This is a genomic window from Stenotrophomonas sp. S49 (assembly GCF_016624905.1).
In the GTDB taxonomy this organism is placed as follows: Bacteria; Pseudomonadota; Gammaproteobacteria; order Xanthomonadales; family Xanthomonadaceae; genus Stenotrophomonas.
Window position 1 is genome coordinate 1 of the sequence record NZ_JACVUD010000068.1, and the last position, 24,031, is coordinate 24,031.

The following is a 24,031-nucleotide window of genomic DNA, read 5'->3' on the forward strand; positions in this document are numbered from 1 at the left end:
CGGCAGCGCCCGGAAGCCGTGGCGCTGCCGGCCGACATCGAACAGGTGCAGGCGCTGGTGCGCGCCTGCCGCACGCACGGCGTGGCCCTGGTCGCGCGTGGCGCCGGCACCGGCACCACCGGCGCGGCGGTACCGCAGCCGGGCAGCATCGTGCTGTCGTTCACCCGCATGGACCGCATTGTCGAGATCCGCGCCGGCGACCGCTGCGCGGTGGTGCAGCCGGGCGTATTGAACGGCACGCTGCAGCAGGCGCTGGCACCGCACGGCCTGTTCTGGGCACCGGACCCGTCCAGCGCGGAGATCTGCAGCATCGGCGGCAACCTGGCCTGCAATGCCGGCGGCCCGCGCGCGGTGAAGTACGGCACCAGCCGCGACAACGTGCTGGGACTGGTGGCGGTCACCGGTACCGGCGAAGTCATCCGCTGCGGCGGCGCCTACACCAAGGACGCCACCGGCTACGACCTGACCCACCTGCTGGTGGGCAGCGAGGGCACGCTCGCACTGATCGTGGAAGCCACCCTCAAGCTGACCCCGCTGCCGGTCAGCCAGGCCGGCCTGCGCGTGCTGTACCGCGATGCCGATGCCGCAGCCGCCGCGGTATCGCGGTTGATGTCGCAACCGGTGGTGCCCACGCGCCTGGAATTCATGGATGCGCGCAGCCTGCAGCTGCTGCGCTTGAACGGTGCCGACGTGCCCGAGGCCGGCGCGATGCTGCTGGTCGAAGCCGACGGCGACCATGACACCCTGCCCTACCTGCTGCAGGCGCTGGCCAGCGCCGCCGAGGGCGACGGCATGATCGAACTGGACGTGGCGATGGAAGGCCGCGCCCGCGACCAGCTGTGGGCCGCGCGCAAGGCGCTGTCGCCTGCATTGCGCAGCGTTGCGCCGGGCAAGATCAACGAAGACGTGGTGGTGCCGGTGTCGCGCATTCCCGATCTGGTGGCCGGTGTGCAGGCGCTGGCGCGTGAGTACACGCTGACCATCGTCACCTTCGGCCATGCCGGCAACGGCAACCTGCACGTCAACATCCTCTACCACCCCGAAGACGCCGACGAAAACGCGCGTGCGCATGCCGCGCTGCCGAAGATCTTCGAACTGACGCTGGCGCTGGGTGGCACGTTGTCCGGCGAGCACGGCATCGGCCTGGCCAAGCGTGATTTCATGGCGCAGGCGTTCACCCCGGCCACGCTGGCGACGATGCGCGCGATCAAGGCCGCGCTCGATCCGGACGGCATCCTCAACCCGGGCAAGGTGCTGCCGGCGCTGTAGTTGCTGGTAGCTGCCAACCTTGGTTGGCACGCACGACAGCGCGCCCGCTCCAGGCCCCATGACACCTGCCACAGCGTGCCAACCAAGGTTGGCACCTACCAGAGCGATTGCGCGCTTGTCGCGATCTGCGCGTTCATGCAACCCCCGCCGCGCCGCTGCAAGCATTCGTAATTCTTCTACCTTTCCAACTTTTCTCATTGGGCTGTGGGCGCTTGCGGCCAATCATGGACATGCCACCGACAACGGGTGGCACGGGCTTGCAATCCCGTTTGGTAACACTGTTGTTTACGCTTGCCTGCCGGCGTCGTGCATCCCCTGTGCGCGGCGCCGGCTGGCAATCCGTCCGCGCCTTCATGGCGGTCGGTGCGTGGGGGCCTCGTGCCCGCCGGCGTTTTGCAGTGTTACCACCGGTATTGCAACCACGCACCGTCCGCCACCCTCGCCTTCGCGCGCGGGTGGCGTCCTGCTTCATGCACAAGGACGCCGAGATGACCACGACCAAGTACCCCTTCCTGTTCGCCACCCTGGGCGAAGCCGCCGCGCGCCTGCCCGATGATCTGGCGCGCACGCTGGAAAGCACGCTGGCCGCCACTGATGCCGCCAACGCCCCCGAACGCACGCCCGAAAGCATCACCGTGTTGAACTGCCTGCGGCGCATCCGCCAGGTGGAAGCCGCCAATGGCCTGCCGTGGCCGAACGATGGCCACACGCCCGGCCAGAGCATGGCGCTGGCCCGCATCGACCGCGCCAATGCCGGGCAGACCTTCCTGCTGGAAATGCTGCACGCCATCGAACGCACGCGCGTGGATGGTGATGAAGACGAGCAGGTGGGTGACTGCGCACGCGAAGGCATTCTGTTTGCCTGTCGCGCGTTGGCCGAGTACGTGGATGTGCAGCTGCGCGCAGCGTGAGGTTTCGGGGTCAGATCCCTTTGCGGTGCAACGGGATCTGAGCCCGAGCGGAACGCAGCCACGCGTGGCTTGGCTCTACTGCGCGCGTAGTGCGTGCATGCCTTCAATCGTAGGCGGCAGTCACCACGATCTCAGTGGAGATGTTGCCGGCGTTGATGCCAGCATTCGACCCGATGTAGTAGCCCGCGCGCAGGGCATAGCTGGCCGTTGCACCGGTCACGGCAACCGTCTGGGCATCACCCTTCTTAAGGTAATTGGTACCGGTGGTGCCGGACAGCAGCGCGATTGAAACACCCGTGGCCGGCGTGGTCGTGGCCGTGTTCTTCCAGCGCTGGGCATCGCCATCGGCCTCGGTACCGTCGAACGATAGACGGGCCCGGACCACGCCCACGCAGCCGGCGAAGTTCAACGCGCCTGCCTTGAGGTTGACCGGCGTGGCGACGGCCATTTCATCGGCCTTCACCGGATCGAGGGTGATGTCCGTGGCGGTCATGGTGCAGGTGCCAGGCAGCACCGTACCGCTGACAGTGAGCGTCGCCGTATCGGCCAACGCACTGGCGGGCAGCACAAGCAGCAACAGGGGAAGCAGGGACTTGGGCATGTCAGGTTCCTTTTCAAAGCGGATGGATCAAGGGGACGCAGGCTGCAGCGAAGTGCGGACCTGCAGGCCAGGAGGCAGCGGTGGATCGGACAGGCAGATGGCCTGGGTCCACGACAGCCCATAGACATCGGGTGCGTCGGGTAACTGGTAGACCAGCCGGCAGCGCTGCGGGCCTTCGGGGTCGACCACCAGCACACCTTCGGCCTGCGCACCGCGCAGCGCGATGACACTGCCCTGGCCCACGGCCCCCCTGTGCTGGCCCTGTGCGTCTTCCACACGCGCCGCGAATGGCAACGGCTGGCCCAGTGCATCGGTGGCATCGATGTACAGCGTACGTTCGCGGCGCACCTCGAAGGCCACGCGCACGATGCTGCCGGCCGTGGGCGCAACGCGCTGCGAGGTCTGCAGCAGCTCCACCTCCACCGGCAACCCGGAGGGATCCAGTTCGATCTGGTTCCAGCGGTAAGGGCTGACGTGCGGAAGCACCGCATAGCCGTTGCCAGCAATGCGCACGTCGCCGCCACTGCCGACGCGGGCATTGGCCGCCCCCTTGGCCTGCACCAGCGCGAAGCCCTCGCCCACGGGTAGGCCCAGCTGCACACCACCGGCATGGGCCACCACACTGCCCGACAGCCCCAGCGACTGGCTGTGTCGGTTGCCAGTCTGGCTGTAGCCCATATCAACGGTGCCATGCCGGCCGCGGTAGCTGGCAAACGCATCGGTGCTGCTGTGGCTCGCAGTTGCGCTGGTGGAGGAGAGGCTGTAGCTGAGCGCCTGGTGTTCGCCGGCGGTTCCGCTCACACCTACCTGGCGCTGCATGTCGCCCGTGCCTGAGCGGCTCAGCTGGCTGTTCAAGCGTGGCGCAGCAGCGCTCTGGCCCAGCGGCACGCTGAGGGTAAGCGCGTAGCGCGTGTCCAGGCGGCCGTCGCCCAGCCGGTAGCGCAATGCCGAAACCCCATAGTTCACTTGGCCCCAGGCGCTCTGGAAGCCCAGCTGCACATCATTCTGGCGCTCGCTGCGATCCCAGTACGCAACATGGCCGCCGCTGAGGTACAGGTTGCTGCGCGCACCCAGCCGCTGCGACAGATTGAACTGGTAGCGCTGCCGCGCACGCCCTGCTGGCACCCAGGCATCGTCGCGCAGCCTCGCGGCGTCGGCCAGTGTATGGAAGCCCTCGGTGCTGTAGCGGTAGGCCGCCAGACCAATGTGGGTACCACTGGCCGCAAAGTAGCGCTGGTAGTTCAGCCGGTAGCTGTTGCCACGGGCCACACCGGCACCCGGCAGGCGTGCGCGCGCATGGGTGACGTCCGCGCCGAACGCACCGAACGTGGTGTTGATGGCCGCGCCCCCCCAACACGGCGGCGTAGCGCTCGCCCAGCTGGCTGCCGCCGAGCAGGGTCAGCCGGTTGTTGATGCCCCGCACGTAGGTGCCTTCGGCAAAGCGCAGCGGCGCGAACACCCCGTCCTGCGCGCGCAGCGCACCGACCGTAGCACTGAAGCGATGCGTGCCTGCACGCAGGGCCTGTGGCACGGCGGAGAAGTTCACGTTGAAGCGCTGGCTGCGGCCGTCGGCTTCCTGCACGGTGACTTCCAGATCGCCGCCGAAGCTGGTCGGGTACAGGTCGTCGATCTGGAACGGCCCCGGTGCCACGTTGCTTTCGTGGATTACTCCGCCGTTCTGGCGGATGGTCACCACGGCATTGCCTTCGGCGAGGCCCCTGACCACCGGTGCATACCCGCGCAGCGAGTCGGGCAGCATGCGCTCGTCGGTCGCCACACGCACGCCGGTGAAGGCAACGCTGTCGAACAACTCGCCCCCGGTGTTGGACTGGCCGAGCAACAGCTGGCTGTTCCATGCGGGAAGGTCACGCGGGGCGTGGCTGCTGATGACGTCGTGGCGGCTGCCTTCATGCGTGCTGCGGTTGAAGGTGGCGCGGTGGCGCAGGCGCCAGTCGCCCAGGTTCACCCCCGCACGTACGCCCAGGTAGCTGCTGTCGCGGCCAGCGCTGCGGAAATGGTTGGCGCTGTAATCGACGAAGGCCGCGTTGATGCCACGGTCGCGCAGCTCCGGCGCTACGTAGCCACGCACCGCCGTGGCCTGTGCGGCCTGCGGCACGGTGATCGACAGCTGCAGGGTGCTGCTGTCGAAGGCCACGGTTGCACCGTCCACCAGCGCGGGCAGATCCACACAGGCATCGTCGGCAGGCAGTGCTGCCAGATACGCCGGTTTCAGGCCCAGCCCCGCCACCAGGCTCGCCGGCAGGCATGGGCGCGCCACCGCAGCGTCGTCAGATGTCACGAAGGTGATATCGCGTGCGGCAACGAAACGGTCGTTCAGATGCAGATCGACTGCGTAGATGCCCGCGGGCACCGGGTGGCCCTGTGTGTAGCGCGACAGATCAATGGCCTCGCCACCGATCAGGAAGCCCTCGCTGAACTCCAGTGCAGGCGCGCCCGTTGCGCGCGCGGGGAGCGCAAGCGCAACCGCCACGCTCAGCAGACCTAGCGAAGGCCTCATCGGTAGGTGGCCGTCAGCACAGCTTCGCCCTTCACCGTGCCAGGCACCAAGGCCGACGGCATGCGCAGGTAGCGCGCCGTGAAGGGAATGGCCTGTACGCCTTTCAGCGAGAAACCATGGTTCCAGGTGTTTCCGAACTGCACGGGCGCGCCCGCCTGCAGCAGCTGGATCTGCACGCCGCCCGCCGTGCTGCCCGCCGCCAGCGCAAGCACGCCGTTGGTGCCACCGGCAGCGTTGGCGTCGGCCACGGAAAGATCGACATCGACGTTGGCGCTCGGGCAGTTCATCGAAACGCCGAACGCCGACTCCCTTGCAGTGTCTCCGGCGCTGGCCAATGCATTGGCCGACACGTCGTCCAGCGTGTGACTGGCCGCCGACAGCGTGCAGGTCAGCACGGGCACCGTCAGCTGCACCGAGACGGTATGCCGCACGCGGTTGCTGGCATCGCTTTGCGACCACACCTCGAGCGTCCCCAGCGACGTGGCAGGAATGCTTTCCATCGCGCCACCACGGAAGAAGACGTAGACATTGATGGCTGAATCAAACAGCCCCTGCGTGGTTGGGACGAACTGTGACCGGGTGACTTCACCGGCGCGCAACGGCGTACGCTCGTAGTTGCCACCTGTCAGCTCGCCAATGGTGTGGTTGAAGATCAGCAGTGGGCTGCGCGGACTGGTCTGGTAGGCAGGGTAGGTTCTTGCCTCATAGACGATGTCACGTACATAGGTGAGCCCAGCCGCCGGCATCTGGATCGACAAAGTCTCTGTACCCAGCGTGCAGTTGAATGCCTCGGCGGCCGTACTTGCACTACCGGAGAAGCGCGTGTCGGGTCGGTCGATGTTGGGCATGGTGAGTGCCAGGTCCAGCGTCCCGTCACGGGTGCCGTTGCGCTGGCAGGCCGCCTCTACGCTGCCGGCATAGAGCAGCAGCGCCGGCAGCAGCAGCCGGCCAGAAAAAATGGGAGTGGGAGCGCGCACAGCTGCACCTGCCTGGGATCATCAGGGCGGCGATTCTAGGTGGCTGGTAATGGGGCGAACATGCAACAAGTTGCAGATTCAGGGCGGACGCAGACTATTGCAATTTGTTGCATTCCCCAGCGAATGGCGGCGCATGATACTGCGCTCCCTTGATCAATGATGGAAGCAACCCATGAATTTCCGCTTGGTGATACTGCCCCTGCTGCTGTGCGCAGCACCGTCCGCCTTTGCCGAGAAACTGGAGGTCACCGGTGAACTGGTCACCAGTACCTGTGCCGTCAATTCAGCCGGTGGCACCATCACCGTGCCGATGGGCAAGGTCGATCTGGCCTCGGTCAATGCCGATACGCGTGCCGGCCAGAAGAACTTCTCGATCCAGCTGGACTGCACCGGCTCGGGCGCTGCGCAGGACGTCAGCGTCCGCTTCGGCGGGCTGCCGCATGGCAGCACTGGCAACCTTGGCCTGACCGCCGCTTCCACCGCCCGCAACGTGGGCGTTGCCCTGTACGACGCGGCCGGCAACCACCAGAAAATCGGCGAGGACCCGGTGCAGTGGGTGACCATCGCCGCGGGCGGCAGCGGTCAGCTGAATTACAGCGCTTGGTATGCCTCACCGGCCCAGGATGCAGAGGCGGGCATCGCCAACGCATCCGGCGACTTCGTCGTGCTCTACAGGTAACGGCGCTTTTCATGGGCGATCCACGGATGGAACGCCCACTCTGGGATGAGGTGAACCATGTCTTTCCGCTCACTTGGCGTGCCTGCTGCAGTGCTGACAGCAGCGCTGGCCGCCGCACCGGCGCCGCCCGCGTCGGCGGCAGTCACGCTGCAGGGCACGCGTATCATCCACGATGCCGGCAAGGGCCGCGATGTCACGGTGTCCGCCAACAATGTGGGCACGCAGCCCGCGCTGGTGCAGGTCTGGATCGATGCAGGCGATGGCCATGCGCGTCCCGAAGACGTGCGCACGCCGTTCCGGCTGACCCCGGCCGAACCGCGCCTGCTCCAGCCGCACCAAGGGCAGGCTTACCGCATCACGTATGCGCCACGTCCCGCGGACGGCGTCCTGCCCAGCGACCGGGAGTCGGTGTTCTACTTCAACCTGCTGGACATTCCGCCCAAGCCGACCGATGCCGGCACGCGCAACCTGCTGCAGTTCGCGGTGCGCACGCGGGTGAAGCTGTTCCACCGCCCGGCGGGCCTGTCTGGCCAACCACGCGATGCGGCCGGCCTGCTGCAATGGCGTGCGCACGGTGGTGCACTGCAGGTGCACAACCCGAGTGCCTACCACGTGACCTTGAGCAGCGTGACCCTGCCCGATGGAAACGCGGTGGAGGTGGACATGATCGCGCCCGGTGCACAGGCCGAGTTCCTGCTGCCGAAGGACAGCGCGTTGCCCGTTACAGTGAGGTTCCAATGGTTGGATGACCACGGCACCGCGCGCGATGCGGAAGCTGCTGTCGTGCAGTGAGGTGACTGGGGCGGTCACACACCGCTCTGGTAGGTGTCAACCTTGGTCGACACGGATGCGCGCGTGCCAACCAAGGTTGGCATCTACCCAGGCAACGTGGTGGCGCCGGGCCTGCCCGGCGCGCCCCTCTGTCAGGCGAAGTGCTGGTAACCGCCGCTGGCGGCTTCACCATCCACCTGTACGCCCTGCCCTTCGGTGATGCGGCCGACGCGGGTCAGCGGCACATCCAGCGATTCGGACAGGTACAGCAGCGCGTCGCGCTGGTCGGCGGCGGCGGTGAAACACAGTTCGTAATCATCACCACCGCGCAGCGCGCACTCGCGGGCACCGTCGCGGCCCAGCAGGCCACGCAGTTCCGGCGAGATCGGCAGCACGTCGGCATCGATCTGCGCGGCCACGCCACTGCGTGCCGCGATGTGGCCCAGGTCAGCCACCAGGCCATCGGACAGATCCACGGCAGCATGCGCGAAGGCACGCAGGCGCAGGCCGAGGGTGACGCGCGGGGTGGGACGCAGCAGGCGCAGGCGCAGGGTTTCGTAGTCACCCAGCAGGGTGGCCGTGGCCACGTCCAGCGCGCCCTGCTGCCACAGCTTCAACGCACCGGCGGCATCACCAATCGTGCCGCTCACCCATACATCGTCGCCAACCTGCGCGCGGTCGCGGCGCAGGGCCTGGCCGCGGCCGACCTGGCCCATCGCGGTCACGGTCAGCGACAGCGGGCCGCGCGTGGTATCGCCACCGATCAGCGCGATGTCGTGCTGGTCAGCGAGGGCGAAGAAGCCTTCGGCAAAAGCGTCGATCCAGTCTTCGCTGGTGTCCGGCAGCGAGAGCGCCAGCGTGCACCACGCCGGGCGTGCGCCCATCGCGGCCAGATCGGACAGGTTGACCGCCAGGGTCTTCCAGCCGATGTCATAGGCCGGGGTTTCCGCCGGGAAATGCACGCCACTGTTGAGCGTATCGGCGGTGACCACCAGTTGTTCATTCGCACGCGGCTGCAGCAGCGCGGCGTCGTCGCCGATGCCGAGCAGGATGTCGTCACGCTCGCTGGTGCGGGCGCGGATGCGGTCGATGAGGGCGAATTCGGCCAGGGACATGGGGCGCTCCGGCGGGTTGCATGGATGGGCGGCGGGCGCGGGCGGATGATGCCGACGAGATGAACCGGCGGGGTGGAACCGACGCGGCGGAACCGATGGGGCGGAACCGATGGGGTAGAGTCGACTGTTAGTCGACTGTTTTCCCGTCCGACACCACGACTGCTGATCGAAAAGCAGTCGACTAACAGTCGACTCTACCAAAGCAGGTTCCCGCGCCGTTCGAAGTCCAGAGCAGGTTCCCGCGCCGTTCGAAGTCCAAAGCAGGTTCCCAGCCATGCCAACCAAGGTTGGCACCCACCAGAAGCAGAATCGGGTCAGTGACCCGATTCGACCTTGCGCCATTCGACGGCGGCACGATCCAGCACGCCGTTGACGTAGGTGTGGCCATGCTCGGAGCCGAAACGCTTGGCCGATTCGATGGCTTCGTTGATGACCACGCGGTACGGCACGTCCAGGCGGTAGCGCAGCTCGTAGCCGGCCAGGCGCAGCACGGCGCGTTCGATGGCGTCCACTTCTTCGATGCCACGGTCCAGGTACGGGCCGAGGGCTTCGTCGATGTCGCGGCGGTTGTCCAGCACGCCATGCACCAGGGCTTCGAAATAGGCCAGATCGGCGATTTCGCGGGCCTGCTCGTGGGCGAACTGGGCGATCAGCGACTGTGCGTTGCCGCCGGAGATCTGCCAGGCGTACAGCGCCTGCACGGCACGACGGCGGGCGCGCGAGCGCAGCACCGGGTCGATGCCATCACGGCGGACGGGTTTACCGGAGGGCTTGCCCTGGGTGTTCTTGTTCATGGCAGTTGCTCCAGCAGGTTGACCATTTCCAATGCAGCGATTGCGACTTCTTCACCCTTGTTGCCATGGCTGCCACCGGCGCGGGCCTCGGCATCCTCGGCGCGTTCCACGGCCAGCACGCCATTGAGCACCGGCACGCCGAAATCCAGCTGCACGCGCATCAGGCCTTCGGCGCAGCGGTCGGCCACGTGTTCGTAGTGGCGGGTGTCGCCACGGATGACGCAGCCCAGGGTGAGGATGGCGGCATGTTCATGGGCGGCGGCCAGGCGCGCGGCGACCAGCGGCAGTTCCCAGGCACCCGGCACGCGGATCACGTCGATGTTGGCTTCGGCAATGCCGTTGCCGGCCAGGCTCTGGCGGGCGCCAGCAACCAGGGTATCGGTGATGCGGGCGTTCCAGCGGCTGGCCAGGATGGCAAAGCGCGCCGACTCGGGGGTGCGAAGATCGCCTTCGTAGTGGCTCATATGCGGCTTGGGGGTTCGATAAGGGGGTGATTCTACCGCATGGTGTGCCGACCAACGGTCGGCACCTGCCAGGGGGCCGGGGGGATGGCCGCCGGGCATGGCCCGGCGCTACCGGGGTCGGAGCCCGCGGTGCGGGATCCGGCCCCATCGGGCGACGATTACAGGGTCACCGTCTCCACCACTTCCAGGCCGTAGCCGGCCAGGCCCACCTGGCGGCGGGGGGTGCCCAGCACGCGTAGTTTGCCCAGGCCCAGGTCGGACAGGATCTGCGAGCCGGCACCGTTGCGGCGCCACTGGCCCACGTCCTTGTCCTTGCCCGGCACCACCGGCGCCGGCTGCTGGCGCAGGCGGGCCAACAGGGCCTCGCCGTCGCGCGGGGCCGACAGCACCACCATCACGCCCGCCCCTTCGGCGGCAATCGCGCGCAGGGCATCGGTGGCGGCCACGCCGAAATCATCGCGGCGCCAGTGCAGCAGGTCGGCCAGCGGGTTTTCCACCTGTACCCGCACCAGGGTCGGGGTGTCGGCCGCCGGGGTGCCACGGACCAGGGCGAAATGCAGGTCGTGGGCGATGCGGTCGCGGTAGGTGACCAGTTTGAACGGGCCGAATTCGGTGTCGATGTCGCGCTCGTCCACGCGCTCGACGGTCTTTTCGGTGGCCAAGCGGTAGGCGATCAGGTCGGCGATGGAGCCCATCTTCAGGCCGTGCTCGCGCGCGAACACTTCCAGCTCCGGGCGGCGCGCCATGCTGCCGTCGGGGTTGAGGATTTCCACCAGCACGCCAGCCGGTTCCAGCCCGGCCAGCATGGCCAGGTCGACGCCGGCTTCGGTGTGGCCGGCGCGGGTCAGCACGCCGCCCGGCTGGGCGATCAGCGGGAAGATGTGGCCCGGCTGGTGCAGGTCAGCCGGCTTGGCGTTCGGCTTCACCGCGGTGCGGATGGTGTGGGCGCGGTCATGGGCGGAAATGCCCGTGGTCACGCCTTCGGCCGCCTCGATGCTGACGGTGAAATTGGTCTGGAACTGCGCGGTATTGGCCTGCACCATCGGCGCCAGGCCGAGATCGGCGGCGCGGGTGCGGGTAAGCGGCAGGCACACCAGGCCACGGCCGTGGGTGACCATGAAGTTGATGTCCGACGGCTTGACCAGCTCGGCGGCCATGATCAGGTCGCCTTCGTTTTCGCGGTCTTCGTCATCGACGATGACGACCATGCGGCCCTGGCGGATGTCTTCCAGGATCTCGGGGATGGAGGCGAAGTTCATGCGCGGGCTCCTTCACCCAACAGCCGCTCGACATACCGAGCGACCAGATCGATTTCCAGGTTCACCGCACTGCCCACGCCCGTGGCGGAGAACGCGGTGTTGGCCACGGTGTGCGGAATGAGGGCGACTTCAAAGCCTTCGTCGTCCACTTCGTTGACGGTGAGGCTGACGCCATCCACGCAGATCGAACCCTTCTTGGCGATGTAGCGGCGCAGCGCGGCCGGTGCCGCGAAACGCCAGCGCTGGGCGCGCGCATCTTCGTGGATGGACAGCACCTGACCGAGGCCATCGACGTGGCCGCTGACCAGATGACCACCAAGACGGTCGGTCGGGCGCATGGCGCGTTCGAGGTTGATGACCGCGCCTTTGGCCAACTGGCCGAGCGTGGTCAGGCCCAGGGTCTCGGTGGACGCGTCGGCCTGGAAGCTGCTGCCGTCGAATGCGATGACGGTGAGGCAGACGCCGTTGATGGCGATGCTCTCGCCCATCTGCACGTTGTCGAACGGCAGATTCCCGACGTTGAAAGTAAAGCGGACATCGCCGCCGATGGATTCGCGTGCAGCCAGACGGCCGACGCCTTCGATGATTCCAGTAAACAAGAAACGTTCTCCGCGAAAAGTGAGCGAAAAACGCCGCAAGGCAAACAGGCGGGCGCAGGGCCGCAAAGGCCCTGTGGCACCGTCTTCTTTCATCCGGACTATACCGTCGGCTCCGGTATTGGACCGGATCTGCTGACCCCCGGCCGTGGGCCGGGGCGCTCGCGGGCTCGTGCTTGCGCACCTACCGCCGGTGGGGAATCGCACCCCGCCCTGAAGACGTTTGTGTACCGGCGAGCCGGCCCGCGTAGTGTACCAGCCCAGGCTGAACGGGGTTCCCCTGGGGTCGGATCCCATTGCGCAGCAATGGGCTCTGACCCCACGGGGGCCCCACTCGCCGCCCCCAGCTGTGACGGGCGTCGCTCGCAATCTGTAAATTTTTCATTAAACTCCCGGTTCGGACGACATGACGTCGCCACGGGCTGCCACGACGGTATCCCGCCAATGGACTGAAATTCATACAGGAACCTCCATGCGCAAGATCCTGATCCTGGCCGCCCTGCTGGCCGCTGCCCCGCTGTCGGCCCAGGCCGAAGCCCTGAGCTACACCTACGTTGAAGGTGGCTGGACCCAGTTCAAGACCAGCGACGACGACCTGAACGATCCGAAGGTCGACGGCGGCTACCTGCGCGGTTCGATCGCGCTGGCCGAGCAGGTGCACGTGTTCGGCGCCTGGAACTACGCCAGCAAGTCCTACGATTACACCTACGGCACCTTCAAGCTGGAACTGAACCAGCCGGAGCTGGGCATCGGCTACCACATGCCCTTCAGCGACCGCGTGGATTACACCGCCGATATCGCCTGGGTGCGCCAGCAGGCCGAGCTGACCGTGAAGGACGTGGACTTCGGCCGCCTGACCAGCAAGGACCACACCAACCTGGTGCGCGCCACCATGGGCCTGCGTGGCAAGCCGTCGCGCATGACCGAAGCCTGGATCAAGGCCGGTTACATGGACGGTGGCAATGAATTCGAAGGCACCTGGGTCGGCTCGGTCGGCGGTCAGATCAACTTCACCAAGACCTGGGGTCTGGTGGGCGAAGTGGCCGGTTACCGCGACGTCACCCAGTTCTCCGCCGGCGTGCGCGCCAGCTTCTGATTGCTCGATCCTCGTCGTGTGATCGAACGGGCCCCGCAAGGGGCCCGTTTTTTTTCATGCGGATGGGCTAGGCTTGCGCGCCTCTGGAACAGGAAATCCGTCATGAAGACCCCCCTTCGCACTTTGATGGCCACTGCGCTGATCGGTGCCCCGTTGCTGGCCGGCGCCGCCCCGGCCGCACTGACCCCCGAACAGACCTTCGATCTGTACGCGCGCGCCCTGCTGGAAGATGACACGGCGGCCACCGCCCGCTTGAACGAAGCGCTGAAGCCGGCCTTCAACGGCGAAGACGCGCTGAGCCCGCCGGCCGGTGCGCTGGCCAAGGCCCTGGCCGAACCGTGGCAGGTGGTGCTGGCCGGCGCCGGCGCCAAGGCCGACCCGGCCGCCGCCGAGGCGATGTACGCCAAGGCGCTGCACGGTTCGCAGTGCCGCGCCACCGGCAGCCAGGTGGAAGACAACGAATACGTGGATGACCAGAAGATCGCCACGGTGCAGTTCCGCTGCCAGGCGGTGGATCTGTCTGGCGTGCGCCCGCTGTTCGCCGAAAGCCTGGCCGAAGGCACGCCGGCCACACGCATCCGCTTCACCCAGGCCTACACCCAGGCCCTGCAGAGCGGCCCGCGCCAGCCGATCACCGGCAGCCTGAAGCTTTACACCGCCAAGGACGGCGCGTTCTGGTACAGCGCCAACTTCGACGATCTGATCGGCCCGGTGGTGGGCGCGCTGGCACCGTTCGACCAATGGATGCAGGACGCCGCCGCTGCCGATGCACCGAAGGTGACCGGCGTTCCGGGCTGCGACCTGCTGCTGCAGCAGCACCGCAGCTGCGTGGCGAAGATCGCCCCGGACCAGATCAGCGGCGTGGATGCCATGGCCGAGGAACTGAAGGCCAAGGCGCAGGTGCAGTCGGCCGAGGCAATGACGCAGGAATGCAAGGCACTGCGTCCGGTAGCTGAAATGATGTGGACCGACGAATGCGCCTGACGTGTTTGCGCTGAGCGGCTGGGGGCTGGCGGCCAAACTGCTGGCCCCCATTTTCGAATGGAACGAACACCTGCCCGGCGATGCGGACTGATGCCGCGCCCGATGTTTTCCCGTCACGTAGTCTGCCCGTTGCCACGCCTGCCACTTGCCCTGTTGTTCATGGCTTTGTCTGCGTCCGCCCAGTCTGCGCTTCCCACGGCGGAACAGAGCTTTGACCTGTTCGCGCGCTTCATGCTGGAGGGCGATGCAGACGCCGCCGCGCAGGTCTCGGAGCTGACCGGCGCGCCGCTGCGCAGCGAACGCTGGGAAGATGCAGTGGACCGGGTGGTGCTGGGCGATGCGCCAGCTGACGACGCGCGCACCCGGTTGGGTCGCGAGCTGTCACGGCAGATCGCGCTGGCGCTGCAGCAGACCCGTTGCCGCAGCACGGGCAGCGAGCGCCGGGACAACGACGGCCTGCAGATCGCCATTGTTGATTACACCTGCCAGATGCCCGATCTGTCCGCGCCGGGCGATGCTGCGCCGGCCAGTGCAGATAGCGAGCACGATGCGCTGTCGGATGTGCGCGCGGCCATCACCCGCCTGCAGCACGCGCCCAGCCGCGCACAGACCCATCAGGTGATCCTGGCACGCAACAGCGACAGCGATCTCTGGATACCGCAGGATCTGCCCCCGCTGCACGTGTGGGTGGAGCGCCTGCTGCTGCCCGAGTAACGACGGCCGCTGGCTGCAGCTGCGGCGCTGGTCGACACACGCCAGTTCGAACAAGTTGCATGGACACCCACCAACGGCATTGGTGAAGCTTCGTGGTCACTTCGCCAGATTGGACCGCACCATGCTTATCCCCATCCTCGCCCTGTTGCTGGCGGCACCCTTTGCAGACGCCAGCACTGCAAAGGATCTTGCACCGATGCCGGATCCGGAGGTTGGATACACCCTGCAGGCGCGCGTCTACCTGCAGGATGACGGCGCTGCAAAGGCATCGCTTGAGGCGTTGGGACCGGGCTGGGTGCCCAGCGGACGCATCGATTGGCAGCCCGTCATTGACGATGTTCCTGCGTGGCTTGGAAGGCAGGCATTTCCCGCCCCCTCCGCGGCTATCGGCGAAGCGTTTGCCCAGGCACTGCGCGGGCGGCTGCCCACGGTTCAGTGCGAAGCCCGAAGCTATTTGCCCCTGGGCTCACCGGAGATGGGGATGTTCGCACTGGAATGCAGCTATCCCGACGTGTCCGCTCTGCGCGTGAGCTACCTGGCACTTCGCAACGCAGAGCAACGCGACGCTCAGGCACGAAGCGACACGCTCTTCAGCCGCTGGACCACCATCCTTCGCGAAGCGCCCGGTAGCGTGCACTGCGTGCATGTAACTGGCTGGCATCAGGGCGGCCACGAATCGACGGATGCCACGCGCGCCCGACAGTTGTCCAGGGCCCTGCTTACGGGGTTGATACCCCTGGATGCATGGGACGCTGGCGAGGATGGAGCAGGCGCATTGGGACGTTGTGAGATCGACTGATCGCTGCAGGCTTTTTAGGAAAAATTGCATGGAAACGCAGCCAAGCCTGAACCAAGCTGTCCTCTCTGCCCTTGCTGGATTCCACAATGCTGCTGCGACGCGTTGCCTTGCTGCTGTCCGTTTCTGCCACCGTTCAAGCCCCCCTGATGATCGGCTGAGTCCTGAGCAGGCGTTCGATCTGTACGCGCGGACGGCACTGGAAAGCGACGCCCAGGCTGCCAACGCGCTTCGTGCGGCAAGGCCTGCGGACGCATTCCTGTCGGACGAGATGATTTCCCAGCTGGCCAGCATGGTGCCGGACATCGTTGAACTTGTCAGCAGAGAGGCACCCAGCCGGAACATCCCTGCTTCGCTTGCAGCCGAGTATGGTGAACTGATGGCGGCAACGTATGCGCGCAGCCGCTGCCGCGCCACTGGTCGCGACGCTCTCGCTGCCAGTAACGAAGTCAGCGTCAGCTTCAGTTGCCAGGTGCCTGCGTGGGACCTGGGCAGCGGCATGCTTGCCGACCCTGTCGTCCGCCAACAGATACGTGGCGATGACGCACAGGCCATGCGCCTGGTGATCGAAGCGCTGAGGAGCGCGCCCTCACACACATACACCGGCAGCGCATCGATCTCTGGCTCTGATGCCACCGGCTACTTCCCCGATGGAATGACCATGCTTTCGCTCAGGCAGGTACTGCAATCGACGGTGCCGATGGCGCTGCTTGAAGACGACGAGTAGATCCACGCCATGCGTGGATGGATGTCACGGCATCACGCGCGCAGCAGCAACCGCACGTCCAGGCCCACCTGGCGCTGATCGACCACACGCAAGCGACGCTGCTGCTCCATCGCGTCGATGCCCAGGCCGGCAAGCAGCGGTCGACCGTTGTCGCCCAGCAGCGTTGGCGCCTGGTACAGCAGCAGCTCATCTACCCAGCCGCCGCGCAGCAGCGCACCGGCCAGGGTGGCACCGGCTTCGGTATGCACTTCGTTGATGCCGCGCGCGGCCAGCAGCGCCAGCACTGCGCCCAGGTCCAACCGCCCATCCACGCTGGGCACGCTGGCGAACTCGGCATCGGCCGCGTCCGGCGCGCTCACCGCCGCGTCGTGCAGGTACAACGTTGGCGCCCCACCCTCGCGCACGCGGCTGCATTCCAGCGAGCGCAGGCGCGAATCCAGCACCACGCGCAGTGGCGGCAGCACCTCGGTGTCGGCCAGGCGCACGGTCAGCATCGGGTCGTCGGCCAGCACGGTGTCGGCACCGGTCAGGATGGCGCCCGCGCGTGCGCGCCAGTGCTGCACGTCTTCGCGTGCGGCCGCGCCGGTGATCCACTTCGACGTTCCATCGGCCATCGCGGTGCGGCCATCCAGGCTGGCGGCCAGCTTCACCCGCAGCCACGGGCGGCTGCGCTCCACCCGCGACAAGAAGCCCTTGTTCAATTCGCGCGCCTGCGCGGCCATCAGACCTTCGGCGACGTCAATGCCCGCCGCGCGCAGCAGATCGAAGCCACCGCCATCGACCTGCGGGAACGGATCGCGCATGGCAGCGACTACGCGCGATACGCCGGCTTCGATCAGTGCCAGCGCACACGGGGGCGTGCGGCCGTAGTGTGCGCAGGGTTCCAGGGTGACGTAGGCGGTAGCGCCACGCGCCTCGTCGCCCGCTTCGCGCAGCGCAAACACTTCGGCGTGCGGGCCGCCGGCACGCTGGTGCCAGCCCTGCCCGACCACGCGCTCGCCGTGGGCGATCACGCAGCCGACCATGGGGTTGGGGCGGGTGGTGTAGGCGGCACGCTCGGCCAGACGCAGCGCGTTGGCCATGTGCAGGTGGTCGAGGGCGGAGAACGGGGTGGTCATGGCGCCATGGTAACGCCGCCGGTGTGGATACATGCCATGCGTGGATGGACGCCTCGGTGCCAACCAAGGTTGGCACCCACCAAGCCAGTAGATCCACGCCATGCGTGGATGGGCGCCTCAGTGCCAACCAAGGTTGGCACCTACCATGGCGGTGGCGGTCAGCCTTTCTTCTTCTTGGTCAGGGCGATCACATCGCCCAGCAGCTGCAGCTGTTCGGTGCTGGACGGCAGGTCGCGCTCCAGCTTCTCGATCTCCTCGCGGAAATCGGCCACGTCTTCGAAACTGCGGTACACCGAAGCAAACCGCACATAGCCGACATGATCGAGCTTGCGCAGTTCGTTCATCACGAACTCGCCCACCTTGATCGAGGGCACTTCGCGTTCGCCACTGATGCGCAGCTGATGCACCACCGCGCGCACCGCCGCTTCGATCTTTTCTTCCGGCACCGCGCGCTTCTGCAGCGCGCGGTCGAAGCCGGCGCGTACCTTGCGCTGGTCGAACGCCTCGCGCGTGCCGTCGCTCTTGACGATGGCCGGCAGCTTCAGCTCGACGGTTTCCAGCGTGCTGAAGCGCTCGTTGCAGGCCTCGCACTCACGCCGACGACGGATCGTCGCGCCGTCTTCAGAGACGCGCGAGTCGATGACCCGGGTATCGGCATGTTGGCAGAAGGGGCAATGCATGGAACGCCTGGCTCAGGGGACGAACGAGCTGCCACGGTCATGGCAGCGTCGCAACGGTACCTGAGAAGCCCTTGGGCGGCAAATAGTTGTCCACGTCACACCGTGTTCGGGGCATGCCGCAGCCATAGCAGATGCGCTACGGGCACCAGCAGCGGCGGCCCCAGCACCAGATAGCCCAGCACCTGCCAGGGGCTGCCGGTGGCCCAGGCAAAACCGATGTAGCCCACCACGCCCAGCGCGGCCAGCCCGCCCAGCACCAGCCCGATCCACGGCAGCGCGCGGGTGTGCCGCAATGCCGCGCGACCCTGCCGCAGGTAGCACACGCTCAGCCACAGCCAGCCGACCAGGCCCGCCAGGCCAGCGGCCGACCACAGGAACAGCACGGTGCCCTCGTCGCCACGCATGAAGGCGCTGCGGGTGAGGAAGGTATAGACCCCGAAGCCCGCCACCAGGCCGCCGGCCAGCAGCGCGGGCAGCCCGAACAGCAGGCCATGCGCGATGTAGATGCGCCGATGCGTGCGCTCATGCATGGTCGCGGCCCTGTGCGGCGGACGATGCCGGGCCCAGCCAGCGCAGCCAGAACAGCACGGTGGCGGGCACCAGCAACGAGGGACCGGCGAACAGGCTGTTCAGTACCGTCAGGCCCAGTTCGGAGAAATAAGTCAGTGCCAGCACCAGCATCGGCAGCGTGGCCAGCATGCCCAGGGCCAGCTGCCACCACCAGCCCGACCAGGCCGCGCGCAGGCCAGCGAAGCCCTCGCGCAGCCAGAATGTACTGAGCATCACCCAGGCCAGCAGGCCCGACAGCCCGGCCAGCCCCCACAGCAGCAGGCCGCTGCCGAAGCGCAGGCTGTCTGCATCGACGCGGATGAAGGCGAACACGCCCATCATGGCGGCGATGAAGGCGCCGACCGCGCCCAGCAGCAGGCTGGGCAGGCCGAACAGCACCGCCAGGGCGATGTAGATGCGTTTGAGACGGCGCTCGTCCATGCGCGGGATTCCTGCTGGCGGGGTCAGAGCCCTTTCCTTCGGAAAGGGATCCGACCCCTGGGTCGGCTGGCGGGGTCGGATCCCTTTCCGTCAGGAAAGGGCTCTGACCCCGGCATCAATCAGCCGTAGACCGGGTACTTGCGGCACTGCGCGCTGACGGCATCGCGCACGCGGGCGATGACGGCTTCATCGGCCGGAGCGTCGAGCACGTCGGCGATCCAGTTGGCCAGGTCCACGCAGTCCTGTTCGACATACCCGCGGGTGGTGACCGCCGGGGTGCCCAGGCGCAGGCCCGAGGTCACGAACGGCGAACGCGGATCGTTCGGCACCGAGTTCTTGTTCACGGTGATGTGGGCCTTGCCCAGCGCGGCTTCCGCGTCCTTGCCGGACACGTCCTTGCCGATCATGTCGACCAGCATCAGGTGGTTCTGGGTGCCGCCGGAAACAATCTTGTAGCCACGCGCGATGAGCGTGGTGGCCATCGCCTGGGCGTTCTTCACCACCTGCTGCTGGTAGGCCTTGAAGCCCGGCTCGAGCGCTTCCTTGAAGGCCACGGCCTTGCCGGCGATCACGTGCATCAGCGGGCCGCCCTGGATGCCCGGGAACACGATCGACTGCAGCTTCTTGACCAGGTCTTCGTCAGCACCCTTGGCCACGATGATGCCGCCGCGCGGGCCGCGCAGAGTCTTGTGGGTGGTGGAGGTGACTACGTGCGCGTGTTCCAGCGGGCTGGGGTACACGCCGGCGGCGACCAGGCCGGCCACGTGGGCCATGTCCACGAACAGGTAGGCACCGACCTTGTCGGCGATGGCGCGGAAGCGCGCCCAGTCGATCACCTGCGAGTAGGCGGAGAAACCGGCCACGACCATCTTCGGCTTGTGCTCCAGGGCCAGGCGCTCGACTTCGTCGTAGTCGATCAGGCCCTGGTAGTTCACGCCGTACTGCACGGCATTGAACAGCTTGCCCGAGGCATTGACCTTGGCACCGTGGGTCAGGTGCCCGCCGTGGGCCAGGCTCATGCCCAGGATGGTGTCACCCGGCTGCAGCAGGGCGAAGTACACGGCCTGGTTGGCCTGCGAGCCGCTGTGCGGCTGCACGTTGGCATAGTCGGCGCCAAACAGCTGCTTCAGGCGGTCGATCGCCAGCTGCTCGGCGATATCCACGTACTCGCAGCCACCGTAGTAGCGCTTGCCCGGGTAGCCTTCGGCGTACTTGTTGGTCAGCTGGCTGCCCTGGGCTTCCATCACCGCCGGGCTGGTGTAGTTCTCGCTGGCGATCAGCTCGACGTGGTCTTCCTGGCGCTGGGTTTCGGCGGCGATGGCCTTGGCCAGTTCGGGATCGTAGGTTTCGATGCGGACGTCACGCGGGAACATCGGTCACTCCAGGCAGTAGGGGGACAGCGGGCCCGTAATTGTAAGCGCGCCGGGGGGCGGCGGCGACCGCGGCCAACGGGGCTTGGCGCCGCGTACATGGCATGATGTGCTGGCCCTGCTGCGTGCCGGCAGCCCCGTGGGCGCTTCGCGCGGCCTGGCCACCCAATTCCAGGAAGCGTGACCGGCTTCCTTGCTATTTCATGTTTTTTCATTCAGTAACCTAAAGACTGCCGATCTGCGGCCGATACGCCCTGTCCAAACAGGGGAAATCACGCGTGATCCATTCGTACCAGGCTTCGCCGGCAATGACGCTGGCTGTTCGTCGCACCACTGCTTCCACCCGCCGCCGGGCGGCCTGCACCTCGCTGCTGGCGCTGGCCGTGGGCCTGGCCATGAGCGGCCAGGCGGCCGCGCAGGCCACGGTCATCACCGAGCGCGATCCCTCGGTACTGGACGGCGCCTGGTTCGCGCCGGGCGGCTGGACCAACGGCACCCCGCAGCTGACCGTTGAAAACTACGCGTACATCGACAGCCCGATCCCGGTCGTGGTGGATGTACCCAACGCTGTGTCGTGGCGGATCGACGTCGGCCACGCCAGCAGCGGCGAACTGCTGATCCACGATGGCGGCATCCTGGAGAGCACGGCCATCTTCATCGCCACCCAGGCCGGCTCCACCGGCAAGGTGACCGTGACCGGTGCCGGATCGAAGTGGATCGGCAACAACAGCATTGGCGTGGGCCACTTCGGCAACGGCACGCTGGACGTGCTGGCCGGTGGTGAAGTGGACAACGCACAGGGCACCTGGGTGGCCTCTGAACTGGGCAGCACCGGCGTACTGACCGTGGCCGATGCCGGTTCGCGCTTTGCCACCGATCTGATCCACGTGGGCGCGCAGGGCACGGGCACGGTAAACGTACGCGCCGGCGGCAGCTTCGAGACCGGCGTGGCGCGCCTGGGCAGCTACGCCGCCGTGGCCCACGGCGAAGCACTGGTAACCGGCAGCGGTTCCAGCTGGTTGAACAACAGCGACCTGCTGATCGGCTTGACCGGCACCGGCCGCATGGTGGTTGAAGACGGCGCGACGCTGACCGTGCTGGGCAGCACCCAGCTGGCCCAGCAGCGCCACACCCCCGGCGTTTCCGATGCCGTGCTGGAACTGCGCGGCGCCGGCACGCACGCCAGCACCGGCTACATTGCCGTGGGCCAGAACGGCGTGGCCGAACTGAACGTGCTGGACGGCGCGCAGCTGACCGCCGGCGATGTGGGCGTGGGCGAAAACACGCTGGGCGACGGCACCTTCCGCATGGCCGACGCAGGCAGTTCGGCCAGCATCGGCCGCCTGACCATCGGCAACTTCGGCACCGGCGCGGTGCAGGTGAGCGACGGTGCGGTTCTGAACGTTGCCGGCGTGCTGGGCTTGGGCGGCGCCAGCGGCAGCAGCGGTTCGCTCACCGTTGGCCCGCAGGGCACGCTGAACCTTGCCGGCGGGCAGATCTACCGTGGCGGCGGCAGCGCCAGCGTGCTGATCGACGACGGCACCCTGCACTTCACCAACACCGCCTTCACCAGCAACGTGGACATGCAGTTGAACGGCATTGCTACGCTGGACACCGACCAGGTCGATGCACTGTTCAGCGGCACCCTGACCGGTGCCGGCACGCTGCGCAAGATCGGCAGCGGCACCCTGACCAGCTACGCCGACAACCGCTACAACGGCGGCACCCTGGTGGAACAGGGCACGCTGGTGCTGGCCGGCAACGGCGCGATCCGCGGTTCGTTGGACGTGGCCTCGGGCGCGACGCTGAAGCTGCAGCGCAACGGACATACCGTGTTCGCCAATGTGCTGTCCGGCGCCGGCGATGTGGTCAAGCTGGACGCGGGCCTGCTGACCCTGCTGGGCGACAGCAGTGGCTTTACCGGCACCACCCGCGTGCAGGCCGGTGCCATGGAAGTGCGCGGCAGCATCGGTGGCCTGGTCGACATGGCCGCCGGCACCGAACTGACCGGTACCGGTGAACTGAGCAATGTGATCATCCGCAGCAATGCCAGCCTGGCCCCGGGCGTGACCGGCGCCACCGGCAGCTACGACCTGCTGTCGATGACCGGCAACCTGCTGATGGAAAACGGCTCGCGCTACCTGGTGGATGTGGGCGCCGACGGCGGCAGTGACCGCGTGCTGGTCGGTGGCACGGCCACCCTGCAGGGCGGCAACACGCTTGCCCTGGCCAGCAACGGCGACTGGTCGCCGAGCACCCGTTATACGATCCTGAGCGCGGCGCAGGGCGTGCAAGGTACCTTCTCGGGTGTTTCCACCACCCTGGCCTTCCTGAGCCCGACGCTGGACTACGACGCCAGCAACGTCTACCTGACCCTGGCCCGCAACGACATCGCGATGCCGGACATCGAACTGGCCTTCCCGGACGTTGTGGTGAACGACAACCAGAAGGCCGTGGCCGGCGCGGTGGAAGCGCTGGGCAATGGCAACGCGGTCTATGACGCGGTGGTTCGCCTGGACGTGGCCGATGTGGTGCCCGCGTTCGACAGCCTGTCCGGCGAGATCCATGCGGCCAGTCGCGGCGCCCTGCTGCAGAACCGCTTCCTGCACGATGGCATTGACCGCCATCTGGATGGTGCGGCGATGGCCGGGCAGATCGCCCCGGGCGTGCGCGCGTGGGTGGCCGGCAGCAGCAGCCAGCGGCGTACCGATGCCAGCGCGCAGAACGCCGGGCTGCGCAGTTCACAGCACGGGCTGATGGCCGGTGCCGGCTGGATGTTCGGCGATGCACTGGAACTGGGCGTGGCCGCGGGCCAGCAGCAGCTGGTCAGCCGCCTGGCCCAGCGCGATGCACGCGCCGAGACCGACAGCACCGAGTACGGCGTGTACGGCCAGTACCGCTGGCAGGGCCTGAGCCTGCGTGCGGGTGTCAGCCGCGCCGACTACCGCACCGACAGCACCCGCACCGCGCAGGTGGGCAGCACGCTGTCCGAAAGCCTGGCCGCGCGCGAAGACGCCACCGGCACCAGCGCCTTCCTGCGTGCTGGCTGGACCTTCGGCGGTCCGCGCCTGCAACTGACCCCGGAACTGGAACTGGCCCAGGTGCGCCTGCGCAGCGAAGGCAGCCAGGAACACGGCGGGCACAGTGCCCTGCAGCTGGATGGCCAAACCGCCCGCTACCGCACCGGCCTGGCCGCGCTGCGCGCGGACTGGGACATCAGTGGCGGCCAGCGTGACCGTGCGGCACTGACCGCGCGCGTGGGCTGGCAGGTGGCCGGCGGTGATCGCCTGCCGCAGGTCGCGGCGCGCTTCGTGGAAGGTACGCAGGACTTCGGCATTGCCGCCGCACCGCTGGCCCGCCGCAGTGCGCTGGCCCAGCTGGGCGTGGCGGTCAGCCCGACCGACAACAGCCGTCTGTCGTTGCAGATGCAGGGGCAGCGCGGTGATGGCCAGCGCGATGTCGGCGCACAGCTGGATCTGTCGGTGGCGTTCTAAGTGCTGAAAGGGGTCGGAGCCTTTTCCGCTGGAAAAGGATCCGACCCCGGGCTGGTGGGGTGGGGCTCCGTACCCCCCGGGGGGGGGCCGCCCCCGGTGGTGGCTTCG

Annotated in this window: 23 protein-coding genes, 1 pseudogene and 1 riboswitch; of the genes and pseudogenes, 10 read left to right on the forward strand and 14 right to left on the reverse strand. The window is 67.3% G+C overall.

Annotated features, from left to right (window positions below; translation table 11 throughout):
• Together IAE58_RS14195 and IAE58_RS14200 are read left to right on the forward strand one after the other, a co-directional pair.
• A partial coding sequence (locus IAE58_RS14195) for an FAD-linked oxidase C-terminal domain-containing protein (RefSeq protein WP_200734983.1) occupies nt 1–1,269 on the forward strand: 1,269 nt, incomplete at its 5' end.
• A 488-nt stretch (nt 1,270–1,757) separates the two neighbouring features.
• Nucleotides 1,758–2,180 (forward strand): hypothetical protein, encoded by a 423-nt coding sequence (locus IAE58_RS14200; protein ID WP_199932240.1) that lies wholly within the window; start codon nt 1,758–1,760, stop codon nt 2,178–2,180.
• 103 nt (nt 2,181–2,283) lie between these two features.
• On the opposite strand, the gene IAE58_RS14205 is transcribed toward IAE58_RS14200, so the two are convergent.
• The 4 genes and pseudogenes from IAE58_RS14205 to IAE58_RS20115 all read right to left on the reverse strand — a co-directional run bounded on the left by IAE58_RS14205 (nt 2,284) and on the right by IAE58_RS20115 (nt 6,276).
• Nucleotides 2,284–2,781, reverse strand: coding sequence for a fimbrial protein (locus IAE58_RS14205; protein WP_199932241.1), 498 nt, complete (start codon nt 2,779–2,781; stop codon nt 2,284–2,286).
• Nucleotides 2,782–2,808: 27 nt separating this feature from the next.
• Nucleotides 2,809–4,119: a fimbria/pilus outer membrane usher protein gene (locus tag IAE58_RS20105; RefSeq protein ID WP_325166858.1), complete on the reverse strand. Its 1,311-nt coding sequence runs from the start codon at nt 4,117–4,119 to the stop codon at nt 2,809–2,811.
• A 55-nt stretch (nt 4,120–4,174) separates the two neighbouring features.
• Nucleotides 4,175–5,299: pseudogene (locus IAE58_RS20110) on the reverse strand (fimbria/pilus outer membrane usher protein); the annotation flags it as partial.
• Nucleotides 5,296–6,276, reverse strand: coding sequence for a fimbrial protein (locus IAE58_RS20115; RefSeq protein WP_325166857.1), 981 nt, complete (start codon nt 6,274–6,276; stop codon nt 5,296–5,298). The gene IAE58_RS20115 and the pseudogene IAE58_RS20110, both read right to left, overlap by 4 nt.
• 172 nt (nt 6,277–6,448) lie before the next feature.
• Between IAE58_RS20115 and IAE58_RS14220 the strand changes: the two genes are divergently transcribed.
• Together IAE58_RS14220 and IAE58_RS14225 are read left to right on the forward strand one after the other, a co-directional pair.
• On the forward strand, nt 6,449–6,955 hold the full coding sequence (locus IAE58_RS14220) for a fimbrial protein (RefSeq protein WP_199932242.1): 507 nt from the start codon (nt 6,449–6,451) through the stop codon (nt 6,953–6,955).
• Between the two features lie 57 nt (nt 6,956–7,012).
• Nucleotides 7,013–7,747: a fimbria/pilus periplasmic chaperone gene (locus IAE58_RS14225; RefSeq protein ID WP_199932243.1), complete on the forward strand. Its 735-nt coding sequence runs from the start codon at nt 7,013–7,015 to the stop codon at nt 7,745–7,747.
• Nucleotides 7,748–7,878: 131 nt separating this feature from the next.
• Here the strand turns inward: IAE58_RS14225 and thiL are convergent, their stop codons facing one another.
• The 5 genes from thiL to IAE58_RS14250 form a co-directional block, all read right to left on the reverse strand.
• Complete coding sequence (thiL, locus tag IAE58_RS14230; protein ID WP_199932267.1) at nt 7,879–8,835, reverse strand: thiamine-phosphate kinase; 957 nt, start codon at nt 8,833–8,835, stop codon at nt 7,879–7,881.
• Between the two features lie 320 nt (nt 8,836–9,155).
• Nucleotides 9,156–9,635: a transcription antitermination factor NusB gene (gene nusB, locus IAE58_RS14235; RefSeq protein WP_116862605.1), complete on the reverse strand. Its 480-nt coding sequence runs from the start codon at nt 9,633–9,635 to the stop codon at nt 9,156–9,158.
• Nucleotides 9,632–10,099, reverse strand: a complete 468-nt coding sequence (ribH, locus tag IAE58_RS14240; RefSeq protein WP_079220615.1) for a 6,7-dimethyl-8-ribityllumazine synthase — start codon at nt 10,097–10,099, stop codon at nt 9,632–9,634. The genes nusB and ribH overlap by 4 nt, the downstream gene beginning before the upstream one ends.
• Before the next feature lie 158 nt (nt 10,100–10,257).
• Nucleotides 10,258–11,358 (reverse strand): 3,4-dihydroxy-2-butanone-4-phosphate synthase, encoded by a 1,101-nt coding sequence (ribB, locus tag IAE58_RS14245; RefSeq protein ID WP_199932244.1) that lies wholly within the window; start codon nt 11,356–11,358, stop codon nt 10,258–10,260.
• Nucleotides 11,355–11,957, reverse strand: a complete 603-nt coding sequence (locus IAE58_RS14250) for a riboflavin synthase (RefSeq protein ID WP_199932268.1) — start codon at nt 11,955–11,957, stop codon at nt 11,355–11,357. Before IAE58_RS14250 ends, ribB begins: the two co-directional genes overlap by 4 nt.
• A gap of 77 nt (nt 11,958–12,034) precedes the next feature.
• A riboswitch (FMN riboswitch) is annotated at nt 12,035–12,179 on the reverse strand.
• Between the two features lie 247 nt (nt 12,180–12,426).
• On the opposite strand from IAE58_RS14250, the gene IAE58_RS14255 reads away from it, so the two are divergent.
• The 5 genes from IAE58_RS14255 to IAE58_RS14275 all read left to right on the forward strand — a co-directional run bounded on the left by IAE58_RS14255 (nt 12,427) and on the right by IAE58_RS14275 (nt 16,271).
• The gene (locus IAE58_RS14255; RefSeq protein WP_199932245.1) at nt 12,427–13,050 is read left to right on the forward strand and encodes an outer membrane beta-barrel protein; all 624 of its coding nucleotides are present in this window, start codon (nt 12,427–12,429) and stop codon (nt 13,048–13,050) included.
• A gap of 102 nt (nt 13,051–13,152) precedes the next feature.
• Entirely contained in the window at nt 13,153–14,034 is an 882-nt protein-coding gene (locus tag IAE58_RS14260) for a hypothetical protein (RefSeq protein ID WP_199932246.1), read from the forward strand.
• Between the two features lie 165 nt (nt 14,035–14,199).
• Nucleotides 14,200–14,748 carry a hypothetical protein gene (locus tag IAE58_RS14265; RefSeq protein ID WP_199932247.1) on the forward strand — a complete coding sequence of 183 codons (549 nt, stop codon included), beginning with the start codon at nt 14,200–14,202 and terminating at the stop codon, nt 14,746–14,748.
• A gap of 121 nt (nt 14,749–14,869) precedes the next feature.
• Nucleotides 14,870–15,547, forward strand: coding sequence for a hypothetical protein (locus IAE58_RS14270; protein ID WP_199932248.1), 678 nt, complete (start codon nt 14,870–14,872; stop codon nt 15,545–15,547).
• A gap of 28 nt (nt 15,548–15,575) precedes the next feature.
• Complete coding sequence (locus IAE58_RS14275; RefSeq protein WP_199932249.1) at nt 15,576–16,271, forward strand: hypothetical protein; 696 nt, start codon at nt 15,576–15,578, stop codon at nt 16,269–16,271.
• A 32-nt stretch (nt 16,272–16,303) separates the two neighbouring features.
• Here the strand turns inward: IAE58_RS14275 and ribD are convergent, their stop codons facing one another.
• The 5 genes from ribD to glyA form a co-directional block, all read right to left on the reverse strand.
• Nucleotides 16,304–17,389 carry a bifunctional diaminohydroxyphosphoribosylaminopyrimidine deaminase/5-amino-6-(5-phosphoribosylamino)uracil reductase RibD gene (gene ribD / locus IAE58_RS14280; protein WP_199932250.1) on the reverse strand — a complete coding sequence of 362 codons (1,086 nt, stop codon included), beginning with the start codon at nt 17,387–17,389 and terminating at the stop codon, nt 16,304–16,306.
• A gap of 158 nt (nt 17,390–17,547) precedes the next feature.
• Nucleotides 17,548–18,069, reverse strand: coding sequence for a transcriptional regulator NrdR (gene nrdR, locus IAE58_RS14285; protein ID WP_108748499.1), 522 nt, complete (start codon nt 18,067–18,069; stop codon nt 17,548–17,550).
• Nucleotides 18,070–18,164: 95 nt separating this feature from the next.
• Nucleotides 18,165–18,599: a hypothetical protein gene (locus IAE58_RS14290; RefSeq protein ID WP_199932251.1), complete on the reverse strand. Its 435-nt coding sequence runs from the start codon at nt 18,597–18,599 to the stop codon at nt 18,165–18,167.
• Complete coding sequence (locus IAE58_RS14295; RefSeq protein ID WP_199932252.1) at nt 18,592–19,059, reverse strand: hypothetical protein; 468 nt, start codon at nt 19,057–19,059, stop codon at nt 18,592–18,594. Before IAE58_RS14295 ends, IAE58_RS14290 begins: the two co-directional genes overlap by 8 nt.
• A gap of 119 nt (nt 19,060–19,178) precedes the next feature.
• Complete coding sequence (gene glyA, locus IAE58_RS14300; RefSeq protein ID WP_199932253.1) at nt 19,179–20,432, reverse strand: serine hydroxymethyltransferase; 1,254 nt, start codon at nt 20,430–20,432, stop codon at nt 19,179–19,181.
• 305 nt (nt 20,433–20,737) lie between these two features.
• Here glyA and IAE58_RS14305 point away from each other — a divergent pair, with 305 nt between their 5' ends.
• Nucleotides 20,738–23,923, forward strand: coding sequence for an autotransporter domain-containing protein (locus tag IAE58_RS14305; protein ID WP_199932254.1), 3,186 nt, complete (start codon nt 20,738–20,740; stop codon nt 23,921–23,923).
• Nucleotides 23,924–24,031 lie beyond the last annotated feature (108 nt).

What these genes read in the sequence shown, in the direction of transcription:
- IAE58_RS14255 (WP_199932245.1), top strand. Translation starts at nt 12,427, where the DNA reads ATGCGCAAGATCCTGATCCTGGCCGCCCTGCTGGCCGCTGCCCCGCTG.
- ribB (WP_199932244.1), bottom strand. Translation starts at nt 11,358, where the DNA reads ATGAACTTCGCCTCCATCCCCGAGATCCTGGAAGACATCCGCCAGGGC.
- IAE58_RS14295 (WP_199932252.1), bottom strand. Translation starts at nt 19,059, where the DNA reads ATGGACGAGCGCCGTCTCAAACGCATCTACATCGCCCTGGCGGTGCTG.
- IAE58_RS14290 (WP_199932251.1), bottom strand. Translation starts at nt 18,599, where the DNA reads ATGCATGAGCGCACGCATCGGCGCATCTACATCGCGCATGGCCTGCTG.
- IAE58_RS14305 (WP_199932254.1), top strand. Translation starts at nt 20,738, where the DNA reads ATGACGCTGGCTGTTCGTCGCACCACTGCTTCCACCCGCCGCCGGGCG.
- IAE58_RS14275 (WP_199932249.1), top strand. Translation starts at nt 15,576, where the DNA reads ATGGAAACGCAGCCAAGCCTGAACCAAGCTGTCCTCTCTGCCCTTGCT.
- nrdR (WP_108748499.1), bottom strand. Translation starts at nt 18,069, where the DNA reads ATGCATTGCCCCTTCTGCCAACATGCCGATACCCGGGTCATCGACTCG.
- IAE58_RS14220 (WP_199932242.1), top strand. Translation starts at nt 6,449, where the DNA reads ATGAATTTCCGCTTGGTGATACTGCCCCTGCTGCTGTGCGCAGCACCG.
- nusB (WP_116862605.1), bottom strand. Translation starts at nt 9,635, where the DNA reads ATGAACAAGAACACCCAGGGCAAGCCCTCCGGTAAACCCGTCCGCCGT.
- IAE58_RS14205 (WP_199932241.1), bottom strand. Translation starts at nt 2,781, where the DNA reads ATGCCCAAGTCCCTGCTTCCCCTGTTGCTGCTTGTGCTGCCCGCCAGT.
- glyA (WP_199932253.1), bottom strand. Translation starts at nt 20,432, where the DNA reads ATGTTCCCGCGTGACGTCCGCATCGAAACCTACGATCCCGAACTGGCC.
- IAE58_RS14200 (WP_199932240.1), top strand. Translation starts at nt 1,758, where the DNA reads ATGACCACGACCAAGTACCCCTTCCTGTTCGCCACCCTGGGCGAAGCC.
- ribD (WP_199932250.1), bottom strand. Translation starts at nt 17,389, where the DNA reads ATGACCACCCCGTTCTCCGCCCTCGACCACCTGCACATGGCCAACGCG.
- ribH (WP_079220615.1), bottom strand. Translation starts at nt 10,099, where the DNA reads ATGAGCCACTACGAAGGCGATCTTCGCACCCCCGAGTCGGCGCGCTTT.
- IAE58_RS14225 (WP_199932243.1), top strand. Translation starts at nt 7,013, where the DNA reads ATGTCTTTCCGCTCACTTGGCGTGCCTGCTGCAGTGCTGACAGCAGCG.
- IAE58_RS14270 (WP_199932248.1), top strand. Translation starts at nt 14,870, where the DNA reads ATGCTTATCCCCATCCTCGCCCTGTTGCTGGCGGCACCCTTTGCAGAC.
- IAE58_RS14260 (WP_199932246.1), top strand. Translation starts at nt 13,153, where the DNA reads ATGAAGACCCCCCTTCGCACTTTGATGGCCACTGCGCTGATCGGTGCC.